General features: G+C 65.5%; 17 protein-coding genes and 1 pseudogene. 12 read left to right on the top strand and 6 right to left on the bottom strand.

Features of this window, described 5'->3' with window-relative positions; translation table 11 throughout:
- Window positions 1-68 precede the first annotated feature (68 nt).
- From HQ394_RS06450 to HQ394_RS06475, 6 genes and pseudogenes are all read left to right on the top strand, one after another.
- Window positions 69-1,934, top strand: a complete 1,866-nt coding sequence (locus tag HQ394_RS06450; protein WP_190262586.1) for a peptidase domain-containing ABC transporter — start codon at window positions 69-71, stop codon at window positions 1,932-1,934.
- A complete protein-coding gene (locus HQ394_RS06455) occupies window positions 1,931-3,232 on the top strand; it encodes an HlyD family type I secretion periplasmic adaptor subunit (protein WP_190262587.1) in 1,302 nt (433 codons plus the stop codon). Before HQ394_RS06450 ends, HQ394_RS06455 begins: the two co-directional genes overlap by 4 nt.
- A 322-nt stretch (window positions 3,233-3,554) precedes the next feature.
- Window positions 3,555-3,653, top strand: a pseudogene (locus HQ394_RS21075) (zinc-ribbon domain-containing protein); the annotation flags it as partial.
- A gap of 118 nt (window positions 3,654-3,771) precedes the next feature.
- The gene (locus HQ394_RS19675) at window positions 3,772-4,161 is read left to right on the top strand and encodes a hypothetical protein (protein ID WP_223292153.1); all 390 of its coding nucleotides are present in this window, start codon (window positions 3,772-3,774) and stop codon (window positions 4,159-4,161) included.
- The gene (locus HQ394_RS06470) at window positions 4,145-4,489 is read left to right on the top strand and encodes a DUF3426 domain-containing protein (RefSeq protein WP_190262590.1); all 345 of its coding nucleotides are present in this window, start codon (window positions 4,145-4,147) and stop codon (window positions 4,487-4,489) included. Before HQ394_RS19675 ends, HQ394_RS06470 begins: the two co-directional genes overlap by 17 nt.
- A 146-nt stretch (window positions 4,490-4,635) precedes the next feature.
- Window positions 4,636-5,295 carry a TetR/AcrR family transcriptional regulator gene (locus tag HQ394_RS06475; protein WP_190262591.1) on the top strand — a complete coding sequence of 220 codons (660 nt, stop codon included), beginning with the start codon at window positions 4,636-4,638 and terminating at the stop codon, window positions 5,293-5,295.
- A gap of 72 nt (window positions 5,296-5,367) precedes the next feature.
- On the opposite strand, the gene HQ394_RS06480 is transcribed toward HQ394_RS06475, so the two are convergent.
- A complete protein-coding gene (locus tag HQ394_RS06480) occupies window positions 5,368-5,634 on the bottom strand; it encodes a DUF1127 domain-containing protein (RefSeq protein ID WP_190262592.1) in 267 nt (88 codons plus the stop codon).
- Between the two features lie 72 nt (window positions 5,635-5,706).
- On the opposite strand from HQ394_RS06480, the gene HQ394_RS06485 reads away from it, so the two are divergent.
- Window positions 5,707-7,242 (top strand): aminotransferase-like domain-containing protein, encoded by a 1,536-nt coding sequence (locus HQ394_RS06485; RefSeq protein ID WP_190262593.1) that lies wholly within the window; start codon window positions 5,707-5,709, stop codon window positions 7,240-7,242.
- A gap of 14 nt (window positions 7,243-7,256) precedes the next feature.
- On the opposite strand, the gene HQ394_RS06490 is transcribed toward HQ394_RS06485, so the two are convergent.
- Both HQ394_RS06490 and HQ394_RS06495 read right to left on the bottom strand, forming a co-directional pair.
- Window positions 7,257-8,849 carry an acyl-CoA synthetase gene (locus tag HQ394_RS06490; protein WP_223291903.1) on the bottom strand — a complete coding sequence of 531 codons (1,593 nt, stop codon included), beginning with the start codon at window positions 8,847-8,849 and terminating at the stop codon, window positions 7,257-7,259.
- Window positions 8,846-9,775, bottom strand: coding sequence for an alpha/beta fold hydrolase (locus tag HQ394_RS06495; protein ID WP_223291904.1), 930 nt, complete (start codon window positions 9,773-9,775; stop codon window positions 8,846-8,848). The genes HQ394_RS06490 and HQ394_RS06495 overlap by 4 nt, the downstream gene beginning before the upstream one ends.
- A 130-nt stretch (window positions 9,776-9,905) precedes the next feature.
- Here HQ394_RS06495 and HQ394_RS06500 point away from each other — a divergent pair, with 130 nt between their 5' ends.
- From HQ394_RS06500 to HQ394_RS06510, 3 genes are all read left to right on the top strand, one after another.
- Window positions 9,906-10,532, top strand: coding sequence for an alpha/beta family hydrolase (locus tag HQ394_RS06500; protein WP_190262594.1), 627 nt, complete (start codon window positions 9,906-9,908; stop codon window positions 10,530-10,532).
- Window positions 10,533-10,610: 78 nt separating this feature from the next.
- Window positions 10,611-11,993, top strand: coding sequence for a class II fumarate hydratase (gene fumC / locus HQ394_RS06505; protein WP_263053772.1), 1,383 nt, complete (start codon window positions 10,611-10,613; stop codon window positions 11,991-11,993).
- Window positions 11,990-12,622 carry a LysE family translocator gene (locus tag HQ394_RS06510; RefSeq protein ID WP_223291905.1) on the top strand — a complete coding sequence of 211 codons (633 nt, stop codon included), beginning with the start codon at window positions 11,990-11,992 and terminating at the stop codon, window positions 12,620-12,622. The genes fumC and HQ394_RS06510 overlap by 4 nt, the downstream gene beginning before the upstream one ends.
- Before the next feature lie 110 nt (window positions 12,623-12,732).
- Here HQ394_RS06510 and HQ394_RS06515 read toward each other — a convergent pair whose 3' ends face one another.
- Window positions 12,733-12,972 carry a hypothetical protein gene (locus HQ394_RS06515; RefSeq protein ID WP_190262597.1) on the bottom strand — a complete coding sequence of 80 codons (240 nt, stop codon included), beginning with the start codon at window positions 12,970-12,972 and terminating at the stop codon, window positions 12,733-12,735.
- A 420-nt stretch (window positions 12,973-13,392) separates the two neighbouring features.
- Here HQ394_RS06515 and HQ394_RS06520 point away from each other — a divergent pair, with 420 nt between their 5' ends.
- The gene (locus tag HQ394_RS06520) at window positions 13,393-13,695 is read left to right on the top strand and encodes an N-ATPase subunit AtpR (protein WP_190262598.1); all 303 of its coding nucleotides are present in this window, start codon (window positions 13,393-13,395) and stop codon (window positions 13,693-13,695) included.
- A 313-nt stretch (window positions 13,696-14,008) separates the two neighbouring features.
- Here the strand turns inward: HQ394_RS06520 and ykgO are convergent, their stop codons facing one another.
- Window positions 14,009-14,134 carry a type B 50S ribosomal protein L36 gene (gene ykgO, locus HQ394_RS06525; protein ID WP_190262599.1) on the bottom strand — a complete coding sequence of 42 codons (126 nt, stop codon included), beginning with the start codon at window positions 14,132-14,134 and terminating at the stop codon, window positions 14,009-14,011.
- A gap of 198 nt (window positions 14,135-14,332) precedes the next feature.
- On the opposite strand from ykgO, the gene glsA reads away from it, so the two are divergent.
- A complete protein-coding gene (gene glsA, locus HQ394_RS06530) occupies window positions 14,333-15,337 on the top strand; it encodes a glutaminase A (protein WP_190262600.1) in 1,005 nt (334 codons plus the stop codon).
- Window positions 15,338-15,376: 39 nt separating this feature from the next.
- On the opposite strand, the gene HQ394_RS06535 is transcribed toward glsA, so the two are convergent.
- Window positions 15,377-16,300: a hypothetical protein gene (locus HQ394_RS06535; RefSeq protein ID WP_223291906.1), complete on the bottom strand. Its 924-nt coding sequence runs from the start codon at window positions 16,298-16,300 to the stop codon at window positions 15,377-15,379.
- Window positions 16,301-16,386 lie beyond the last annotated feature (86 nt).

Raw genomic sequence — 16,386 nt, forward strand, 5'->3', positions numbered from 1 at the left:
CGCCAGAATTGCCCCTTAAAGGGCTATTTATAGCTGCCATACTTCCTCTTTCGGGGTAAGATGCCGGCATGGCCAACACTGTGTCGCGCACCTGGATCCGAGACCTCCTTCGGCCCCTGCTGCCGGTATTCGGCGAGGTCGCCCTCTGGTCGTTGTTCGTCAACCTGCTTGCGCTCGCCGTCCCCGTCTTCGTCATGCAGGTCTATGATCGGGTCATCTTCCACAATGGCCTGAACACACTCGTTGCCCTGCTGCTGGGGATGCTGCTGGTCCTGATCTTCGACTTCGTCCTCCGCCAGGCGCGCGCCCGTATCTTGCAGCGTGTGGCGTTGCGCATTGATGCTGACCTCGGCCGGGCGTTGTTCGGTCGCCTGGTGCGGCTGCCGCTGCATCAGGTCGAGCGTCGATCCACTGCGTCCTGGCATGCACTTTTTCGCGACGTGGACACGATACGTAACGCCTTGTCCGGTTCCACCGCTCTGACGCTCTGCGACTCCCTGTTCTTCATCCTGTTTCTGGCGCTGACGTTCTTTATCGCCCAGCCCATCGCCTGGATCCTGGTGGTAGCAACACCGGTGTTTGCCTTAGTCGCCTGGCGGTCGGGCCATGTGGTCAAACTCAGCAGCGAGCGGGAACGCAGCCTCGCCGTCGCCCGTGATACCCTTGTCGCCGAAATCATCGCCGGGCGGGCGACCGTGCAAGCCTTAGCCCTGGAGCAAACCCTGCAGCCGCTGTGGGAGGAGCGCCATGCCGCAGCGCTCGGCCAGAGCATTTGCCGCGGCGCCGCCGCCGACCGCTACGCTGCATTGGGCAGTTCGCTGACGTTACTGACCACTGTCGCCATGACCGCTATCGGTGCGCTGTGCGTCCTCGATCAAAAACTGACCCTCGGCGCGCTGATCGCTGCCAACATGCTGGGCGGCCGGCTGATTGCACCGATCACCCAAATCGGTCTCAACTGGCGGACCATCGCCAGCCTGCGCGAGGTGTCCGAGCGATTGAGCAGCCTGTTCGCTGTCCCGCTGCAGCGCCAGGAGAACGGCCTGGTCAGTGTCACGCCGCTCGGTCGCATCACCGTTGAGCATGTCACCTTCGCCCACGACATCGCCGCGGCACCAACCCTCGATACGCTCGACATCAGCATTCCCGCCGTGGCGGCCGCTGGCGCCGGTGGCATGCACGCGATTGTCGGCCGCAACGGCAGCGGCAAAAGTACGCTGCTGAAGATCATCACCGGCCTCTATCAGCCGGCAAACGGCCGGGTCCTGATCGACGGCAGCGACATCGCCCAATACTCCCGTCGTCAACTGGCGAGGTGGATTGGCTACGTGCCACAGGAAACGGTGCTGTTCGCCGGCACCTTGCGCCACAACATTGCCCTGCGCGTGCCGGAGGCCAGCGACGACGACGTCATTCGCGCCGCAACCCTGGCCGGTGCGCACGCCTTCATCGCCCTGCGTCCGGAGGGCTACGCCACCGATGCGGGCGAGGCCGGCCTGCGGCTCTCCGCCGGGCAACGCCAACGCGTCGCCATCGCCCGTGCTTTGGTTGGTGAGCCGCCAATTCTGGTGCTGGACGAACCATCGAACGCCCTCGACACCCAGGCCGATGCCGATCTGCGCGTCAGGCTGGCCGAACTCGCCAAGACGACGACCATCATCATCGTCACCCATCATCTTGCCTGGCTCAGCCTGTGCACTTCGATTGCCGTTCTCGATCAGGGGCGTATTGTTGACAGCGGTGATGCCGCGACGATCCTGCCGAAGCTTGGCCACCGCGGTCGCACTGACCTGCACAGTCGCGCTGCCGGCTCAGTCAACGTTACGCCTCAGAGCTACGCACGGCCGAACCCTGCCGGTCGAGGCCCGGTGGAGCTTGTGAAGATGGGAAGCCTAGTCACCACCCCGCGGCACACCCCCTCAGGCGGGCGATGACGACATCGCTCGATGCCCTGGTCGCCCGCCATCCCCTGCCCACTTGGCGGAGCGGGGCATGGATCGTCGTCGCCCTGGTGACCTCTGCCGTCCTCTGGTCCGTCGTCGCCCGGGTGAACGAGGTGGTGGTGGCTGTCGGTGAGGTGGTGCCTGAAGGCAAGCTCAAGGTGATCCAGCACCTCGAGGGCGGCATCATCGAACAGATCTACGTCGCCGAGGGCGACAGTGTGAATGCCGGCGATCCACTGGTGCGCCTCGACCTGGCAACCGCCGGCGTCAACCGCAACGAATTGCAGGCCCGGCTCGACCGCGAAGTCCTCCGCCGAGCGCGGCTGCTGGCGCAGTTGGCACCGACACCGACCCTCCTGAGCCTGCCGAAGGACGCCGCGACACGTCATCCGGACATGGCGCAGGCCGAGCAACGCACCTTCGATGCCCGGCGGCGAGAGCTTGCCGCCACGGTGGCGGCGCTGCAGGAACAGGTGCGGCAGCGAGAGCTGGCGGTGCAGGAGCTGGATGCGAAGCGGCGCGCCAGCGCTGCCAACCTCGGGCTGGCGCAGCAGCGGCTGCAGCTCTCCCAGTCGCTGCTCAGTGAAGGGCTGATGGCGAAGATGGAACACCTGAAGCTGCAATCGGAGGTGGAGAGCCTGCAGGGCGAACTGGCAGGATTGGGCCCGGCGCTTCCGCGGGCGCGGGCCGCCGTGGCTGAGGCGGAGGAGCGGCTCCGCGAGGCCGACGGCCGTTTTCGCCGTGAATCCAACGACGATCTAAGCGACGCCGAGGAACAGATCGCCCGCCTTACCGAGTTGCTGGCAACGGCAACCGACCAGGGCGCACGGGCCGAAATCAAAAGTCCGATCAACGGCGTGGTCAAGCGCCTGCGCTACAACACCATCGGCGGCGTGGTGTCGCCGGGCGATCCGATCATGGAGATCGTACCCACCCAGGACAAACTGGTGGTCACCGCGCATCTCGGTCCGGTCGATCGTGGCTATGTCCACAGCGGCCAGGACGCGCTGGTCAAGGTCACCACCTACGACTACATCCGCTACGGCGGTCTCGCCGGTCGCGTCGTCCACGTGGCACCCGACAGCAGCACCGATGCCAAGACCGGCGCCACCTATTTCGAAGTCATCGTCGAGACGGACAAGGCGGCCCTCGGCAGCGCCAGCCGGCCATTGCCGATCAGTGCCGGGATGCAAGCAGTGGTCGATATCCAGACCGGCAACCGCAGCATCGCCGATTATCTGCTGACCCCGGTGCTTAAGCTGCGCCAGGAGGCTTTCCGCGAACGCTAGAGCGGAATGCAATGGCATTGAATCGAACGGGGATTCCCTGGGCCTGCGTCATCGGTTGGTCGCGGCGGTGACGGAGGGTGGGTTGTCGCGGCAGAGCAGGATATCCTCGACCCCCTCGCCGTCGGAGATGTCCCGGCTGTAGACGTCACCGACGATGATGAGATCGTCGCCGGTGCCACCGGAGATGGTGTCGTCGCCAGCGCCGTACCTGCCGACGATGCTCGCTGGTCACGCCGCGTGCGCACCCCTAGACGGGGCAATGCTTGCGTTGCCGCTGGGGCTGTGCCTATAAGGGCGGGAACCGGGGCTGTTCCTGCCTTTGATGATCATCACCTGTCCGCGCTGTACCGCCCACTACGACGTCGAACCCGAGCATTTCGGTCTGCGGGCGCGGCTTGCCCGCTGTTCCAATTGCGGCCATCTCTGGCGCGCCGACCCAGACGACTTCGCCGCCTTGCCGCCGCCCGCACCAGCCGCCGATAGCGCGAGCGTGCTGCCAGGGCAGGAACCGGGCAGCAGTCCGCTGCCAGCGCCCACCGATGCCGGCGACAACGAAGACGGCGACGCGTTCACGCCCCCACCGCCGCAAGCCGAACCACCCCAATCCAAACCACTCTGGCCGGACCCGGCGCCACCAGCGGTATCGCCAGCAGTTTCCCCCTGTCCCTGCCGCCGCAGCGCTCGACGACGATGCCGCCGACGCCACGGCAAGCGATATGGCCGGCGATCCGACAAACGACACTGAATCGGAGACTGACCCGGTAATGCCGCTGCTGCCGGCTGCGACGACGGAAGCACGGCTGCGCCGACGCCGGCTGGTGATGATCGCGGCTGCAGCCGCGACCACAGCAGTGCTCTGCCTCGCCGCACTCCTCGCCCTGCAGACCCCCATCACCCCGCGCCATCCCCGGCATGGCGGTGGTCTATAACTGGGCCGGCCTGGCGCCACCGCCGCCCGGCGCCGATCTCGACATCGCCGAAGTCTCGTCCAGCCGCGAATGGGCCGGCGGCGACGACGTGCTGATCATCAGCGGCAGCGTCACCAACACCGCCGCGGACGCGCGTGCCCTGCCACCATTGCGGGTGACCCTGTTCGACGCCGCCAACCGGCAAGTGCAGGAGTCGATCGTCGAGGCGGAGAAGCCGGTGCTCGCTGCGAAGGAAACGGTCCACTTCAGCGTCCGCATCGTCAGCCCGGCCAGCACGGCCAGACGAATGGTGGTCAGCTTCGATACCACCGCCGCCGAAGCCTCCTAGCCTACGGATGCTGCTGCGCGTCCGCTCTGAGGAGCCCCTCCCCCGCCCGCAATCGACCCGGTGGCATTTTTTGCGGTTCCCCTTCGGCGCGGCGCGCGCCACATTGCACCGCGATTCCTCCAGGCAAGGACGAGACAAAGGGAGTGATGCCAACGGCGCGGGCAAAACCGAAGCGGGGGATGGACCGTCAGGCGATTGTCGAGGCAGCCTTCGCGATGATTGCCGAAGCGGGTGAGGCTGATTTCAGCCTGCGCAAACTGGCGAGCCGCGTCGGTGTCGACCCGATGACCGTGCTCTATCACGTCAAGTCGAAGGACGAACTGCTGCGCGCCGTGGCCGACATGGCGCTTGCCACCATCGAACTGCCGGCGGCCGCAGGCGAATGGCGCGCCGACCTGCGCCGGGTCGCCGTCGCCTACCGCGATCTGGCGCGGCGCCATCCGCGCGTCTTTCCCCTGCACTTCCGCTATTACGCCACCGGGCCGGCCGACTACCGACTGGGTGAGACGGTCTATGCCGCCCTGGTGCGGGCGGGCCTCAGCGACGCCCAGGCGTCCCGCCTTGGTCTCGCCTTCTATACCTTCATCCTCGGCTTCGCGTTGTCGCAGATCTCGGGCCTCGTCGGACCGGCGAGCGTCGACGAGGTGCTGGAACTGGAGGCGCTGGCGGCAGAGAAGTTTCCCATCACCCGGCGGCTTATCCCGGCATTCGTCGACTTCAACGCCGATCTGGCCTTCACCGAGGCGATCGACGCGGTGCTGGACGGCATCGCCCGGCAGGCGGCGGCGATGCCGTCACCGCCCTGAGATGTTCGGGTTATCGGCCCGAACTATCGGCCCAGGCGCGCGACTCGTGGGCGAGCGCCGCCGATTGCGGCATCAATCCCGCCACATGGGCTTGATCGCTTCAGCCCAGGCATCGGCACGGCTGATTCCGATGTCCTTCAGCATCCGGTCGTCGAGGGTGAGCAGCAGGTGTCGCCCGGCCCGGCGGTCCTCGCATGCAACAGCCGCTTTCGCTACGCGACACATGTCACGCCACGCCTTGCGCATACCGACACGCATCCACTGCGACCAAGTCGGCAAATGCTCCCTCGCCGCATCGAACAGCAAAAATGTATCGTTACAATTTACTTGCGCAGTCATGGCAATGCCCTCCTTCATAGGACAATTCTATACGCTTGACGCGAAAGCCTCGTCAATGTATTCATTGTCACTATGACAATTTGGACGCCGTCGCTCGCCGGGCGTGCCGGTCCGCTCTACCATGCGCTGGCTGACGCCATCGCCGAGGCGATCATCGACGGCACCCTGCCACCAGGGACGCGCCTTCCCACCCACCGCGACCTCGCCTATCACCTCGGCATCAATATCGGTACCGTCACCCGTGCCTACGCGCTTGCCCGCGATCGCGGTCTCGTCGACGGTGAAGTGGGCCGCGGCACCTTTGTTCGTGCAGAGGGCGTAGCGAAAGCCGCCGCCGCATCGCCGTCATTCACCGATCTGGCCCTGGCCGGTCCTGCCTTCGCCAATCTGCACGCGACCGTCGCCTGTTTCGCCGAGCTGTCGGCAACCCCGCCGCCGCCCGTCGGCGCCCCCGGCAGCCATTCACTCGATCGCATCTATCACGCCGATGACGGTGGTGATGACCGGCTCGATCTCAGCCTCAACTATCCCTATGCACCGGCGCAGGGCGCCGCACTCGAGGCCGGATTGCGCCGTTGCCTCGATCGGGTAACGCTCGATGCCATCGCCCGCTACCAGCCGCCCAACGGCATGCGCGCCCATCGTGACGCCGGCATCGCCTGGCTGCACTCGCTCGGGGTCGAGGTGGAGGTGGACGACCTGCTGCTGGTGGCCGGCTGCCAAAGTGGCTTTTCCATTGCCACCATGGCCCTCGCCCGGCCCGGTGAGACGGTGGTGCATGAAGCGCTGACCTGGCCCGGGATGCGCGCGGCGGCAGTGCCACTGGGCCTGAAGCTGCAGCCGCTGGCGATGGACGAGCAAGGGCTGCTGCCCGAGTCATTCGAAGCCGCCTGTCGCGAACACCGACCGCGGCTGCTCTACACCATGCCGACACTGCACAACCCGACGGCGATCGTCATGCCGGAAAGCCGGCGGCGCGCCATCGCCGAGATCGCCCGCCGCCACGGCGTGTTCATCATCGAAGACGACGTCTACGGCTTTCTCCTCGACGAGCGACCGCCACCGCTGCGCGCCTTCGCCCCGGAGATCACCCTTTATATCACCAGTCTGTCGAAGTCGGTGGCGGCGGGACTGCGCGTCGGTTATGTGGCCGCGCCCGCNGCGCTGGTGCCGCGGCTGGCCGGGGCCATTCGCGCCAATCTGCTGATGACATCGGCCGTCGCTGCCGAAGTGGCGAGCGAGATGATCCGCTGTGGTGCCGCCACGGAGGCTGCGGCGATCCAGCGGCAGGAAGCGCGCCGCCGCCAGCGTATTGCTGCCAGCGAGCTGGCCGGACTGGCGTTCGCGACGCATCCGCAGGCGTTCCACGGCTGGCTGCGACTGCCGGAGCCGTGGCGAAGCGAGGGGTTTGCCGCCAGACTCGCCGACCGCGGCGTCGTCGTGACTCCCGGCGCCGCCTTCGCCGGCGGGGCACATGCGACTGACGCCGAGACGCATGTGCGACTGTGTCTGTGTGCCCTGGCCGACAGTGAGCGGCTGACGACAGCGCTCCGCATCGTCGCCCAAGTGGCGCGGGGCAGCGATGCCGGCCGGATGCCGCTGATCTAAGCGCCCATGCTGCCCTAGGCGCCGGTGCTGCCGAGTGCTGTCCCTCCTTCGAAATCTTCGCCAAGCCGTTGCGGCAACTCACGGCGCAACAGCTTGCCGGTGCGTGTCCGCGGCAGATGGTCGACGAACACCACCTGGCGCGGCAGCTTGTAGCTCGCCAAGTGCTCCGCCGCCCAGGCGAGCAGCCGCTGGCCGTCGGCCTCGCCCTGCGGCACGACGAAGGCGGCGAGGATCTTGACCCCCGCCCCCGTCCCCGCTCCCACCGTCAGTTCGCTCACCGCAACCTCGTGCACCATCGGATGGCGCGCCAACACGCCCTCGATCTCCAGCGGTGACAGCCGGTAGCCCATGGGGTTGAGGATGTCGTCATGGCGGCCGTGGAACCAGACGTAGCCGTCCGCATCGAGGTGGGCGAGGTCGCCGCCGCAGAACCACTCGCCACGGTAGACGAGGGCGTCTTCCTCCGGCCGTTGCCAGTACCCCAGCATCAGCCCCGGATCGGCGCGATGCACCGCCAACAATCCCACCTCGCCCGTCGGCAGCTTCCGTGGAACATCCTCATCGGCGGCAAGGATGGCGATGCGGCGTCCCGCCTGCGGCTTGCCGGGACTGCCGGGCCTGATCGGCATCCCCGGGCATGAGGAGATGTAGGTGGAGATCTCGCTCATCCCCAGCGCCTCGTAGAGCAGCGTGCCGGTGGCGTCGCGCCATTGCTCGAGGACGGCGGCGGGCAGCGCCTCGCCGGCGGTAAGCCCGTGGCGCAGCGTCGCCAGACTCTCGCGGCCAAACCGGCCGTACTTGAGGATGCGACGATAGAGGCTGGGCACGGTGGCAAAGATGGTGACCCCGAACCGCTCGATCAGCCGCGGCCAGACCGTTGGATCGGCCAGGCCATTGTAGAGCACGGCGGTGGCGCCGTTGGCCCAGGGATCGAGCAGGCCAACGCCCAGCGTGTAGGTCCAGTTGAAGGCGCCGGCGTGGAGGACAACATCGTCGACGGTAATACCGTACCAGCCCTGGTACATGGGCCGCCGGCCCCAGGCGGTGCGGTGGCCGTGCAGTACCCCCTTCGGCCGGCCCACCGTCCCCGACGTGTAGATCAGGAAAGCGGGATCGTTGGCCAATGTATCAGCATAGGCGGCGGGCTCACCGCTCGCCGCCATGCGCTCGATCGCCTCGGCAGTGATGACGCTCACCCCCGCCGGCGCGGCGTGCGCCAGGGCCAGGTGATCGGCAAGAGCGATAGCGGCAGCGTCGGAATCAGCGAGGAGAAATTCCGCCTCCTCACCGGTCAGCGCCGCCGACGACGGCAGCGGCACCAGCCCGGCGGCAAAGGCAGCAAAGAAAGTGAGAATATAGGGCAAGCCGTTGTCCATCCGGATCATCAGCCGTGCGCCAGGAGGCAGACCAAGCCGGCCGAGGCCGCCCGCCAGCCGCCGCACCATCAGTTCCAGTTCGCCATAGGACCAGCGCCGGGTTTCGCCATCGTCGCCGGCAATGATCAGCGCCGTCTTCTCCGGATGCGCCGTCGCTGGCGCCGCCAGACAGTAGCGAGCGATGTTGAAGTGATCAGGCGGTGGATCAGCAACGACGGGCAACTGGGTCACGACTGGGTGTCCGGCGGCAAAGGGGAACAGAGTGCTGCGAAGATGGCGGCGGCAAACGCGGGCCACCGCATGCGCCCTAGGCGAGGAGCCAATCGCGCACCGCGCTGATCTGCTGATTGTTCATGAGCATCGGCGCATGGCCGACACCAGGAAACTCGACCAACTTCGTGGTTGGCTTGCGGTTGACCATTTCGGCGGCGGTTTCGGCACTGAGAATGTCGGACTCGCTGCCGCGCAGCAGCAACACCGGCGCCCGGATCATCGCCCACAACGGTCCAAAGCGATACCGGTTCAGAGAAGCCTTCCTTGAACGGCTCGGCCAGCTTCGGATCGTAGTGAAAGCGCCAGGCGCCGGTTTCATCCTGCCGCGAGCCATAGGTGATGAGGTGAGCCCACTCGGCGTCGCTGGTCAGGCCATAGGGCGCGCAGACCACGCGCACGTAGGCTTCGAGTGCCGCCCGATCGGCAAACGCCGGATACTCGCTGACGTAACCAGCGATCCGCTGCAGCGCCTCGGCGTCGACGTAGCTGCCGATATCATCGAGCACTAGCTTGCGGATCGGCGTCTTCGGTTGCGCCGCCAGCATCATGCCGATGAGGCCGCCGAGCGAGACGCCGAGCCAGTCCACCTGCGCCACGTTGAGGCGGGCGAGCACCGCCGCCATGCCCTGCAGATAGGTCGCCGGCTGGTAATCGGCGGCAACGCTGAACCAGTCGCTCTGGCCGCGGCCGGGCAGGTCGACACAGACCACCCGATAGCGATCCTCCAGCGCCCGCGCCAGGGCATCGAAATCGCGGCCGCGCCGGGTCAGGCCATGGACGCAGACGAGGACGTTGTCGTTCTCGGGATCGCCCCACTCGAAATAGGCCATAGTGTAGAATCCGTGTGCGCTTAGTCCCAGGACCCGCTTTTCCTGCATTGGCATGGCGATTCCCTCTGCATTTGATAATGATGGCGGCGCTGTACCGCGGTGCGCGGCGGCCGCACCGGCAAAGATGCGCGCCCGGCGTGCCGCACGCCAGAGCGATAAAGCGATAGCCGCAGAAAGAAAAGCGATGACCATCGACGTGCAGACCGACGGCCCGACAGCGGCAGCGCTGACGATGATTCTGGCGCATGGTGCCGGGGCACCGATGGACAGTCCCTTCATGGCCTTCTTCGCCGCGGGGCTTGCGGTGGCCGGGATGCGGGTGGTGCGCTTCGAGTTTCCCTATATGGCCCGGCGGCGCGTTGATGGCCGCAAGCGGCCACCCGATCGAGCCGAGATCCTGCTTGCCAGCTGGCGCGAGGTGATCGCGGCAACGGCGCCGGCGGAGCACCTTGTCATCGGCGGCAAGTCGCTGGGCGGACGGATGGCATCGATGGTCGTGGATCAATGCGGGGTGGATGGGATCGTCTGCCTCGGCTATCCGTTCCATCCGCCCGGCAAGCCGGAGGCGACGCGGATCGCCCATTTGGCAACCCTGCGCACGCCGACGCTGATCCTGCAGGGCGAGCGCGACCCCTTCGGGGACCGGGAAGACGTGGCAGCCTACCCGCTCGCCGCGACGATCCGCCTGCATTGGCTCGCCGACGGCGACCACAGCTTCAAGCCCCGCGCCGCGTCGGGCCGGAGCGAACGCCAGAACTGGGACGAGGCGCTGGCGGCAATCATCGCCTTTCTCGGCGCTCGCCAGCGATGACCCGCCGGCGGACGATGCGCATATGCAAAAGGGAGCGTGGGCAGACCGGGAGCAAGGGCAATGGGCGAGGCGCAAGCGATGCGGACTGAAACCGACAGCATGGGCGCTGTCGAGGTGCCGGCTGACCGTTACTGGGGCGCGCAGACGGAGCGGTCGCGGCAGAACTTCCCCATCGGCGGCGAGCGGATGCCGCCGGCGCTGATCCACGCTTTCGGGCTGCAGAAGAAAGCTGCGGCGTTGGCCAACATGGCGCTGGGACAGCTTGATCACCGCATCGGCGAGGCGATCGTTGCCGCTGCGGAGGAAGTGATCGAAGGCAAACTGGACGCGCATTTCCCGCTGGTGGTCTGGCAGACCGGCTCCGGCACCCAGACCAACATGAACCTCAACGAGGTGATCGCCAACCGGGCGATCGAGATGCTGGGTGGCATCATCGGCACGAAACAGCCGGTGCACCCCAACGACCACGTCAACCGCGGTCAATCGTCGAACGATTCCTTCCCTACGGCGATGCACATCGCCGCGGTGCGCGAAATGACCGGCCGGCTGCTGCCGGCGCTCAATCACCTGCATGGCGTGCTCGTCGCCAAGGCCGAAGCCTTCGCACCGATCATCAAGATCGGCCGGACGCATCTGCAAGACGCGGTGCCGCTCAGTCTCGGCCAGGAATTCGGTGGCTACGCAGCGCAGGTCACCAACGACATGATGCGCATCGAGGCGACCCTGCCGCGGCTCTGGCAACTGGCGCAGGGCGCCACCGCCGTCGGTACCGGCCTCAACGCCCATCCTGATTTTGCCCGGACGTTCGCCGTCGAAGTGACGCGGCTGACCAGCCAGCCCTTTGTTCCCGCCACCAATCCCTTCGAAGCGCTCGCCGCCAACGATGCCATCGTCGAGGCTTCCGGCGCGCTCAACGTCGTCGCCGCCTCGCTGTTCAAGATTGCTAATGACATCCGCCTCGCCGGCTCCGGCCCCCGCTCGGGGCTGGGCGAGTTGCACCTGCCGGAGAACGAGCCGGGCTCGTCGATCATGCCGGGGAAGGTCAACCCGACCCAATGCGAGGCGCTGACCCAGGTCTGCGTACAGGTGTTCGGCAATCACACGACAATCACCATGGCCGGCGCGTCGGGTCACTTCGAACTCAACGTTTTCAAGCCGGTGATGATCGCGGCCCTGCTGCAGTCGATCCGCCTCCTCGCCGACGCGACGCGGAGTTTCACCGACCGCTGCGTCGAAGGCATCACCGCCAACGAGGGTCGCATCGCCCAGTTGATGCAGCAGTCACTGATGCTGGTCACGGCACTGAACCCGCACATCGGCTATGATAACGCGGCGAAGATCGCCAAGAAGGCCTATGCCGAGGGAACGACGCTGCAGAAGGCGGGCGTCGCGTTGGGGTTGCTCACCGCCGAGGACTTCGCCCGCTGGGTCAGGCCGGAAACCATGCTCGCCCCCGGATGAGTTTGCCGGTCGACGCCCCGCTGCTGGCGCGCTTCGCCCTCGCCGCCCTGGCGATCGTGCTCTCGCCGGGGCCGGATACGATGCTCATTGTGCGTCACGCCCTGGGCTCCGGCCGCTCGGCCGGCTTTGCCGCCGTGGCTGGAGTGCAGTTGGGATTGCTCGTTCACACCACGCTGGCCGCCGCGGGCATTTCAGCGTTGATCACCGCCTCACCGGCCTTGTTTCACAGCGTCGCTATCCTGGGGGCAATCTATCTCGGCTGGCTGGGCGCAAAGGCGGTCCTCACCGGCGGCACCATGGTCCTGGCAGTGGCCGGCCCGGTGCGGCGGAGTCTCGCCCTGCGCCAGGCATTCTTCACCAACCTGCTGAATCCGAAGGTGCTGCTGCTGTTCTTCGCTCTCTACCCGAACTTCCTCGTCGCCGGCGGTGCGTCCTTGGCGCTGCAGATCACCCTGCTGTCGGCGGTCCTGATCGCCATCAACAGCGCATGGCAGCTCGGGCTTGCCTGGTTCGCCGATCGGGCAAGACAATTGTTCGTCAATCCGCGGCTGATGCGCGGCATCGACGTGGGTGTCGGCTTGGTGTTGCTCGGCTTCGCCGCCCTGCTCCTCGTCGAGCACGGCCGTTAGTCCCAAGAGCCACTCTGCAACAGCAGGTCTCGGGGCGCCGGGGAGCAGAACCCCGGCCCCCGGCCCGCGAAGACGGCGCGCTTTGGCGCCATCGTTACGTCCGCTCCGTGCTACGCGTGTATTTTCGGTTCGCGCAGATTGCTGGGAACCGCGCGGCCGGGACGACGCCACAGGCTCGACCAGTTTTCGGCCATGCGCCGCAGCCAAGCTCCGATCGCTGCGGAACGCTGCCGGTTCGCCTCATTGACGACCTTGTCAATTTCGGTGTGGCCAAGGGTCACCGGGGGCCAATCGAATGGGACACCACCCGGTAACGGTCGTGATTTGGTAGGGTTACTGAATCCAGTCATGGTTGCCTTTCCTTGCAACTCGGGGTTTCGCGCCCCGCGACGGATCCTCCCTCTCCATCCTCTTTTGTGCTGTTTGCCAGTCTTGTGCCGTTTGCCAGTGCGCCTCATTCAAACCAATTCGGACGCACCGTCGACATCTCAAATTTAGAACGGTTCGGGTTAAAATCAAGGGTTATTGTTGCGCTGCACAAAAAACAACCTCCGGTGGGCCAGACGGTCGAAATTTTTGCCCAACCCATTGATATAAATTTATATTAGAATACAAAGTTGATAGCAGCCGATGCGGCACTGCGTCCAGCGTAACCGCATTGCCCGACCTTGTTGCTGCGCCGCAACACTCACGCTGCGGTGCAGCCGCTCACCGTCTGCGACGCGCGGTATTGCAGGCTGCTTGTGGCGCAGCCGCTGGCGCGCTAAGGGATGAGGATGAACGCTGGCGATCCCATTCCCTGGAGCTACGACGTTGTCATCGAGTACGCCCTGATGGGGCTGTGCGTCGGTGTCGCGTTCTATATGGCGCAGCGGCTGAACCTGCGGCTGCCACTGACGAAGGACCAACGCTGGATGATCTGGGTGTTGGACGCGGTGCGAATCATCGGCGCCATCGCCTTCTTCGCCTGGCTGGCGTCGCTTGGCGCCGTTCCGGTGCTGTCTGCCTTCGTCGGCTTCCTTGCCGGACGCCTGCTCGCCACCCACATCGTCCCCGGCCCCGGCGCCGAATAGGCAGCTCCGTCACAATCAGCGACCCGTTTCGGCGCTGTTTACAATGGTGCTGCGGCAACCCTGCCCAGCCCAAGCGCAGCACCATCGGCGCGCAGCCGCCCTGTGCCGCGCCGACAGCCTCACGGAGACCGGACTGGACTGGCGGTCCCGCGCGAGACCCCGTCGTTCAAATCAGGGATGGAGACGTGGGCGGCCCAGGAAGAGGCGGAAAAGACGTTGTCCCCGGCGGCATTTGGCGTCGTGCGCGCATCCACACGCCGGGCCTAACCGGCCGCCGGCGGTGGATCAGCTTTCGGGGAATAACCTTGGGGAACTAGCCTTGGCGCGTCTTGTAGCGCGGTTGCTTCTTGTTGATCACGTACAGCCGGCCACGGCGGCGAACAACGACGCAGTTGCGCTCGCGCAGCTTGGCCGACTTGATTGAATTGCGGATCTTCACGGGGTCGCACTCCTGGAACCGGCGCCGGCACCCGCCGACGGCACAAGGCCGCGTAGATAGTCGGTGATACGGGCCGGAGTCAACGGCTTCGGCGCTCGGACGCGGTCGACAGCGCGCAGCATTGCCCCGGCGGAAGCGAATACGCTACAGCTCTGGGCGTGGCTGCACGGCACGATAGTTCGGAAGGGGATGGAGACGATGGACGATCAGGCTCAGGATGCCCGGGATCGGTGCTTCCCCTACGTTTCAACCGGCCGCCTGCCAACCGCTGAACAGATCACCGCCCTGGTCGCCGAGGCACACGCGCAGTTCAGGAGCCATAGCGAGGGAGAGGTTTCGCAGGTTTATCCCGCCCTGGCGCGAGTACCGGCCGAGCTGTTCGGCATCTGCATCGTCGGCGCCAACGGCGAGATCTGCGCCATCGGCGATGCCGACCTCCCCTTCTCGATCATGAGCGTCTCCAAGCCCTTCGTCTTCGCCCTCGTCTGTCAGGTGATCGGCTGGGAACAGGCGCGGGCAAAGATCGGCGCCAACGCCACCGGTTTGCCCTTCAACTCGCTTGCGGCGATCGAGGGCAGCGGCGATGGGCGAACCAACCCGATGGTCAACGCCGGGGCGATCGCGACGACGAGCCTCGTTCCCGGCGACAGCACCGAGGCCCGCTGGCGCTTCATCCACGAGGGACTGTCCCGCTTCGCCGGGCGGACGCTGCCGCTCAACGACGAGGTCTATGCCTCCGCCTTGGCAACCAACTTCCGCAACCGCAGCATCGTCCAGCTGCTTGCCGCCCTCGGTCGGGTCTATTGCGAGCCGGCACAGGCGATCGATCTCTATACCCGCCAGTGCTCGCTGAACGTCAGCGCCCGCGACCTCGCGGTGATGGGAGCGACGCTGGCCGACGGCGGGGTCAATCCGCTCACCCGGGAGCGGGTGGTGGACGCCGCGGTCTGCCACTTCGCGCTTGCCGTGATGGCAACGGCCGGCATGTACGAGACCTCCGGCGACTGGCTCTACGACATCGGCCTGCCGGGCAAGAGCGGCATCAGTGGCGGGATCGTTGCCGTCTCGCCGGGCAAGGGCGGTCTCGGCACTTTCGCGCCGCCGCTCGACCGTACCGGCAACAGCGTCAAGGGGCAGTTGGTCGCCCGCTTCCTCTCGCGACGCCTCGGCATGGATCTGTTCGTCTCCCGCACCCCCGACTGAGGGCGCCGCGGCACCGATCGCACCTGCGCCCCAGACCGCCTAACCGAATTGGGCGAAGTTCTGGATCCGGCGATCCGACAACCAGCCAAGCACGGGCTCACTCTTCTCACCAGTCGCGGTGACGAAAACGTCCTGGCAGGCGATCCCTGCTTCCTTCTCGACCTTGCGCATTGCCGCTACGGCGTCGGCGAGTGTCTTATCCTTGGCAACAAAGGCGAAAGAGGTTTCGACCACCTTGCCGTACTTACCGTCATTGTAGGTAAGAAAATCCTGAAGCGTTGCGTTCTCGCGGGTCAATGACACCCCAGCGACCTGAGCGGCTCCGGGAGCGCTCGTCTTTTGTTGGACAGTTTGCACATGATCAAAGAAGAATGCCAATACACTCTTATGAATCATGTATTTAATCACCTTCTGAGCATCAAATAGCGGTAGCCTGGTAACCTTATCTTTAAATAACGGCTCGATATCATTCACAAGGTTCAGCTTGGAAAGCTCTGCCACCGGCTTTACTATTTTTGCAATATCATCGTAGGAACGCATGCATTGCGACACTGGCTGGGCCGCCAACCTGCGATCACCCAGCTCTGCCACCGCCGCCGTGACTGTACTGCTACCTTCCTTGAAATTAGCCTTGGCACTGTCGCTGGCAGCCTGAAAGCTTTCCTTGGTAAAATAAAATGCCAGTACCGTGCCGACCCACGTGGCGACTACGGGCAGCAGACTGGTAAAGATCCTTTCTACCGTGGTGCTGAAGGTCTTCCCACCATCATCTGCCACACGTATTGAAATTATGCTGGCGCCAATCACCATAATGGCGACGATGACGCCTAAACCGAATGTCGCCCAACTAAGAATTTGGAAAGCAATCTTCAGTCTGGCTTCGGTTTGCATTCTCGTGTCGAGAATTTCAGATGCATCGGCTTTCGTTGACGTGGCCGGACTTGAAGCGTCTCCGTTAGGCATTTCGCTTTGCCCCCTCAGTCATTGAACGCACACCACTTGCACGCCTAGTTTTCTACACTAGGCGTCGGCGAACGCCCCAACAAGGG

The sequence above is a fragment of the Defluviicoccus vanus genome, from assembly GCF_014672695.1.
Taxonomy (GTDB): Bacteria; Pseudomonadota; Alphaproteobacteria; order Rhodospirillales; family Defluviicoccaceae; genus Defluviicoccus; species Defluviicoccus vanus.